1 protein-coding gene is annotated in these 553 nt (G+C 36.7%); it reads left to right on the top strand.

The annotated features are described in order from the left end of the window. Positions 1-427, top strand: a 427-nt coding sequence (locus GH664_RS21970) for a hypothetical protein (protein WP_194270464.1), incomplete at its 5' end; no start/stop codon positions are given. Between the last annotated feature and the right edge of the window lie 126 nt (positions 428-553).

The following is a 553-nucleotide window of genomic DNA, read 5'->3' as shown; positions in this document are numbered from 1 at the left end:
GAACTTGATTGACACAGTATTCGTAACTGGTTCTGGCGATAATCTGAAGTTCGGCGGTCAGTTTAAAACTTATGCAATGTCTAACGGTATTGAATTGACTTTGAAGTATTTCCCGTTGTATGACAACACTACTTACAATCGTCAGTTGCATCCTGTTACTTTGAAACCGTTGGAATCTTACCGTATGACATTCTTGGATTTGGGTCGTCGTGATGGTGAAGCTAACATTGTTAAAGTAGTTCGTAAAGATCGTGAATTTGTTAACTGGTGTACAGCTGGTTCTGTAACTCCTGCTGGTTACGCTCACTCTAACACAGAAGTTCGTTCTAACGCTAAGGATGGTTACTCAGTACACTTCTTGGGTGAAGTAGGATTAATGCTCCGCGACCCCAGAGCATGTGGAGAATTAATAATGTCTTGTGAATAATCTACGCGTTTGTGGGCAACATAAATATATATTCTGCGTTATAGTAGTATATTAAAAATTAGAAAATGTACTACTATGAGCAGAATATATAAAATTAAAGATAGAACTAAAAATAAAGTTAATTTT

The sequence above is a fragment of the Thauera sp. 2A1 genome (assembly GCF_009469595.2).
Taxonomy (GTDB): domain Bacteria; phylum Pseudomonadota; class Gammaproteobacteria; order Burkholderiales; family Rhodocyclaceae; genus Thauera.
This window is presented reverse-complemented; position numbering and strand designations above follow the sequence as displayed.